Origin of the sequence: uncultured Abyssibacter sp., assembly GCF_964000955.1 — a bacterium.
GTDB lineage: Bacteria > Pseudomonadota > Gammaproteobacteria > Nevskiales > OUC007 > Abyssibacter.
Map to the genome: position 1 here is coordinate 1 of NZ_CAXFCL010000076.1, position 5,604 is coordinate 5,604.

Annotated in this window: 6 protein-coding genes; all 6 read left to right on the top strand. The window is 66.7% G+C overall.

Annotation, left to right across the window (positions count from 1 at the left end; genetic code table 11):
* A partial coding sequence (locus ABNS06_RS03500) for an acyl-CoA dehydrogenase family protein (RefSeq protein ID WP_348672593.1) occupies positions 1-1,124 on the top strand: 1,124 nt, incomplete at its 5' end.
* Positions 1,125-1,135: 11 nt separating this feature from the next.
* Positions 1,136-1,942: an enoyl-CoA hydratase/isomerase family protein gene (locus tag ABNS06_RS03505; RefSeq protein WP_348672595.1), complete on the top strand. Its 807-nt coding sequence runs from the start codon at positions 1,136-1,138 to the stop codon at positions 1,940-1,942.
* 31 nt (positions 1,943-1,973) lie between these two features.
* Complete coding sequence (locus ABNS06_RS03510) at positions 1,974-3,110, top strand: acyl-CoA dehydrogenase family protein (protein ID WP_348672596.1); 1,137 nt, start codon at positions 1,974-1,976, stop codon at positions 3,108-3,110.
* Positions 3,110-4,012, top strand: a complete 903-nt coding sequence (locus tag ABNS06_RS03515) for an acyl-CoA dehydrogenase family protein (RefSeq protein WP_348672598.1) — start codon at positions 3,110-3,112, stop codon at positions 4,010-4,012. The genes ABNS06_RS03510 and ABNS06_RS03515 overlap by 1 nt, the downstream gene beginning before the upstream one ends.
* Before the next feature lie 5 nt (positions 4,013-4,017).
* On the top strand, positions 4,018-4,449 hold the full coding sequence (locus ABNS06_RS03520) for a PaaI family thioesterase (protein ID WP_348672600.1): 432 nt from the start codon (positions 4,018-4,020) through the stop codon (positions 4,447-4,449).
* A gap of 280 nt (positions 4,450-4,729) precedes the next feature.
* Positions 4,730-5,604: PQQ-binding-like beta-propeller repeat protein (locus tag ABNS06_RS03525; RefSeq protein WP_348672601.1), on the top strand; the 875-nt coding region annotated here is incomplete at its 3' end.

Consider the following 5,604-nt stretch of genomic DNA (forward strand, 5'->3'; position numbering starts at 1 on the left):
TCGGCGCCGAGATGGACGCGTTCTTCAACGAGACGCTGACACCCGAGCTGCGCGCCAAGGCCCACTACTCCTTCGACGGCTTCGACGCCGGCTTTCACAAGAAGATGGCCGAAGCCAAGCTGCTGTTCCCGGCCTGGCCGCCGGAGTTCGGCGGGCGCAACGCGCCGGCCTACGCGATGAACGCGGTGATGCAGGTCTACGAAAACCAGGGCTGGAGCACCCATGCGGTGAGCACCACGTCCATGGTCGGCCACATCATCCGCCGCTTCGGCAGCGATGAACTGAAGGCCGACGCGCTGACCCGGATCGTCGCCGGCGAGTCGATTTGCAGCCTGGGCTATTCCGAGCCGGGCTGCGGTTCCGACGTATTCGCGGCGCAGTGCAAGGCCACACGCGACGGCGACGGCTGGCGCATCGACGGCTCCAAGATGTTCACCAGCGGCGCCAACATCGCCGACTACGTGCTGATGCTGACGCGCACCAACACCGAGGTGCCCAAGCACAAGGGCCTGACCATGTTCATCGTGCCGTTGAAGGCCGAGGGCGTGACCATCCAGCCCGTCTACACCTTCCAGGACGAGCGCACCAACATCACGTTCTACGACGGCGTGAAGATCCCCGACAGCTACCGGCTGGGCGAGGTTGATGGTGGCATCAAGGTCATGGCCGCCAGCCTGGAACTGGAGCACAGCGGCGGCGGTTTCGCCCGCAACATTCGTGCGATCGCCAAGGCCGCCGAGACGCTTTGTCGCGACATCACCCTCGACGGCAAGCCGCTGATCGAGACGCCGGACGCCCTGTCGCGGCTGGCCCGCTCGATGACCCATGTGTTCCTGTCCGAAGTGATCTCGGACTTCGCCATGTGGGCCGGCGTCGCGAAGATTCCCAACCAGGGTTACGGCCCGATGGGCAAGCTGTTCTCGTCGGAGAAATTCCTCACCGATGCCCGCGATCTGCTGGACCTGACCGCGCCGCATTCGCTGGCCGATCGCAAGGGCCCGGCCCACGTGCTCAACGAGGGCTATCGCCACGCCCAGGGCACGACGATTTACGGCGGCACCAGCGAAGTCCACCGCAGCATGATCGCCGAGCGAGCGCTGGGCTTGCCCCGCTCACGCGGCTAGGGAGTACCACCATGAGCACCAGCGAACCCGCCCTGCTGACCGAAACCAACGGCGCGATCCTGATCGCGACGCTGAACCGGCCCGACAAGCTCAACGCCCTGAACGGCGAGATCATGAGCCGGTTCGAACAGGCGCTGCATACCTTCCGCGACACACCCGACCTGAAGGTCCTGCTGGTCCGCGCCAACGGCCGCTATTTCTGTGCCGGCGCCGATCTGCGCAGCGGCAACACCGCGCCGGAGCGCACCGGCTCCGGCATTCGTGAGCGCCATCGCCTGCAACTGCATGGCATGCACCGCATCTACGACGAGATGGAGGCGATCGAGAAGCCGATCGTCGTCGCCCACCACGCCGCCTGCGTGGGTGGCGGCCTGGAGCTGTCGCTGTCCTGCGATTTCCGGCTCGCGGCGAAGAGCGCCAGCTACGCCTTCCCGGAAGGCAAGTTCGGCGTGGTCCCGGCCTCCAACGGCATCAGCCGCCTGGCCCGGATCATCGGCACGCACTGGACCCGCTACCTGATCATGGCGAACCTGCCGGCCGACGCCGACAAGGCGCTGATCATGGGCCTGGTGCACGAGGTCTTCCCGGACGAGAGTTTCGATGCGGACGTCATGAGGTTCTGTCGCCACCTCGCCGAACAGAACAGTGAGCAGATGGGCACCGCCAAGCTGGCGATCGAGCTGGCTCACGATGTCGGCCTGGCCCAGGCCCGCAACGTCGAACGCCTCGCCAACAGCGTGCTGATGCTCAACCCCGACTACCTCGCCGGTATCGAGCGCTACATCAACAAGCTCGGCGGCAAGGACCAGAAGGACTAGGTCCGGCCTGCGGGGCACGGGGACAAGCGCAATGGAATTCGCCTGGACAGCGGAACAACAGCAGTTTCGGGAAACCGTGCGGGCCTTTCTGGCCGAGCATCTGCCCGAGGACTGGGAATCGCAGGCCCACGGCCCGGGCTCGGAACATCAGACCGCATTCTCCAAGCTGTTCTGCGCCAGACTCGCCGAGGCCGGCCTGCTGGTGCCGCACTGGCCGGAGGAATGGGGCGGTCGCAACCTGGACGCCTGGTCCGCCTTCATCCTCGCCGAGGAAATGTGGATGGCGGGCGAGCCGCGCGGCGGCCAGTACATGAACGTGAACTGGATCGGCCCGACCCTGATGCGCTACGGCTCACCGGAACAGCAGGCGCGGTACATCCCGCCGATGGCCGCCGGTCAGTCGCTATGGTGCCAGGGCTTTTCGGAACCGGAAGCCGGCTCCGACCTCGCCTCGCTGCGCACCCGAGCGGAGCGTGACGGTGATCTGTACCGCGTCAACGGCCAGAAGGTCTGGACCTCCTACGCCGGCGAAGCCGACACCTGCTTTTTGCTGGCACGGACCGATGCCAGCAAACGCGGCATTTCCATCTTCCTGCTGCCGATGGACACGCCGGGCATCACCGTGCGGCAGATTCCCAGCGTGATCGGCGAAGGCGACATCCACGAGGTCTTCTTCGACGATGTCGAACTGCCGGCCAGCGCCCGCCTGGGCGAGGAAGGCCAGGCCTGGGACATTGTCCGCGCCGCGCTGGCGCTGGAACGCGTGGGCATTCCCCGCTTCGCGCTGGCGTCGAAAACCCTGCACCGCGCGGTTGCGCGGCTGAAGGCCGAAGGGCGATTCGGCCACGGCGCGGTGGAACAGGCTGCCCGCGCCCACGCCGCCTGCGAGGCCGCACGGTTGTACAGCTACCAGATCATCGATCAGCGCCATCAGGGGCTGAGCACGGGCGCCGAGGCCAACGCCGCCCGCTACGCCACGGTGAACGCCGAGCGGGCTGTCGGCGAATTCGTCGTGGAACACATCCCCGAGGCGCTGGCCGGCGGCGAGACCATGCTGCTCGCCCATCACCAACGCGCCATCGTGGCGGGCATCGCCTCCGGCGCCGCCGAGATCCAGCTCAACCTGATCGCCACGAATCTGCTGGAACTGCCGCGGGAGCCGCGCTGATGGATTTCACGCTCACCGACGACCAGCAGGCGGTGGCCGCCGCCATCGAACAAATCGCCGAGGATTTCGGCAGCACGCCGACCGAGGCGCATGGCTTTGCGCTGGTCAGCAACGCGCTGGACGAGGCGCTGACCGAGGCCGGATTCTTCGACATCGCGGCGGTACCGGAACTCGGGCCCGTCACCGCGGCGGTGGCGGTCGAGCAGCTCGCACGCCTGCCCTGGACCACCGAAATCGCCTTGTCTATGCTGGTCGGACCGCAGCTCGACGGCGACTGGGCGCGCCCGTTCGCCGTGATCGAGAACGGCCGACCGAGCCGCTTTGCCGCCTCGGCGAAAACCTGGATCGTCATCGACGGCGATCAGGTCAGCATCGGCCCGGCCAGCGATGCGGTCGAGCCGGTCGAGTCGCTGTTCGCCTACCCGATGGCCCGGCTGACGCAGGCGCCCGGCTTCGCCGCGCTGCCCGACGACCAGGCCCGGACCATTCGCCGCCTGCTCCGCGTCGCACTGGCCGCCGAAGTCGCCGGCCTGATGCAGGGCGCGATCGATTCCACCGTCGAGCATCTGTCCGTGCGCAAGCAGTTCGGTCGCCCGCTGGGCAGCTTCCAGGCGCTGCGCCATCGCATGGCCGAATGCGCCGTGCTGGCCGGCGGCGTGCGCCACCTGGCACTCAAGGCCGCCTGGTCCGGAGACGATGGCGATGCCGCGCTGGCGGCGCTGCACGCCCAGGATTCGGCCACGCGCCTGATCTACGACGTGCACCAGATGCTGGGCGCCATGGGCATGACCCTGGAGCACCCGCTGCATCTGTGGACCTACCGCATGAAGGCCCTGCTGTCGGAACAGGGCGGTCGCGGCGGACAGGCCGTCGAAGTCGCCCGGCACTGCTTCGCGGCATGAACGACATGACCGCCCTTGCCGCCACCGATCCGGACTCGCTCAGGGCCGCCGGCTGGGCCGCGCATGAACCCAGCGGCTTCACCGCCCAGCTCGGGCTTTGCTGGATCGGCGGGACACCCGAGCGGCGCGTGCTCGGTTTTCACGCCGAGGACCGGCACACCAACCTGTTCGGCAAGGTCCACGGCGGCGCCGTCATGACCTTTGCCGACATCTGCCTCGGCTATGGCGCCTCGGAAGCGGCGCAGCACCAGAGCATGGTCACCGCCGATCTGCATGTGCAGTTCATCGCCGGCGCGGGAGCCGGGGAATTCATCGTCGGCTACCCCGAAGTGATTCGGAGAACCCGACATCTGATCTTTGTACGCGGGCTGATCATGGCCGGCGAGACGACCATCGCCAACGCCCAGGGCGTCTGGAAGGTCTTGGGGAAGCATTGAGCGAATCATGCTGCCAAGTTGCTGCCAGAAAACTGACCAGGCAAGGCGCGAGGAGAGAAGTTTGGTCATTCCAAATGAACGACGAGCAACGCTGCATGGCCAGTTTTCTGGCGCAATCCGCCCGGAACGGGCCGGTTTTCGCGCAATGCTGCGTTGGCGCTCGCTTCTTGGGACAAACCCAAGCGCACTCGCGCCGCCTGGCCCTGCACGAAAACCGGCTTCGTCTTGGCCGCCTGATTCGCTCAGTGCTTCCCCTGAAACCACCGGGACAGTGAGCGCTATGACGACCCCATTATCCTTTCGCAGCTTTGGAGTGATCGTGCTGGCCTGCATCGCGACCACTGCAGTCGCCGGGCCCGACGACGTGAATCAGCTCCAATTCGGCACCAAGTATTCCGAGTTGAAGCAGATCAACCGCGACAACGTGAGCAAGCTGACGCTGGCCTGGGAATACCACACCGGCGACGTGCCGCCGGCGGATTCCAGCAACAAGCTGATCGCCTTCGAGGACACGCCCAGCATGATCGACGGCAACCTGGTGGTCTGCACCACGCGCCGCAGGCTGATCGCGCTAGACCCGGCCACCGGCAAGAAGCGCTGGACCTACGATCCCGAGGACCCGGTGCTGGGCATGCAGAAATGCCGCGGCATCGCCAACTGGCATGACGACGAAGCCGAAGATGGTGCGATGTGCCAGTCGCGCATTTTCATGGGGACGGCGGACTACCGTCTGGTCGCCATCGACACCAAAACCGGCAAGCCCTGCCCGACCTTTGGTGACGGCGGCGCCGTGAAGATGCCGGCGACCAAGGAGGAACTGTTCCCCGGCGAGCTGGTGGCGACCTCCCGCCCGGCCATCGTCAACGATGTGGTCGTGGTCGGCTCCATCGTCGCCGACAACCAGCGCGAGGAAGCGCCCAGCGGTCGCGTGCTGGCCTTTGACGCCCGCAGCGGCGAGCAGCTCTGGTCTTTCGACCCGCTGCCACGTGATCCCGAAGACCCGGCGGCATCCAGCTGGGCACGCGGCACGGCGGAAGGCTATGGCGCCGGCAACGTCTGGGCGTCGATGGCGGTGGACGAAGCCATGGACATGGTCTACCTGCCGACCACCAGCCCGTCCGGTGATTTCTTTGGCGGCGGCCGCGCCGGCGACAA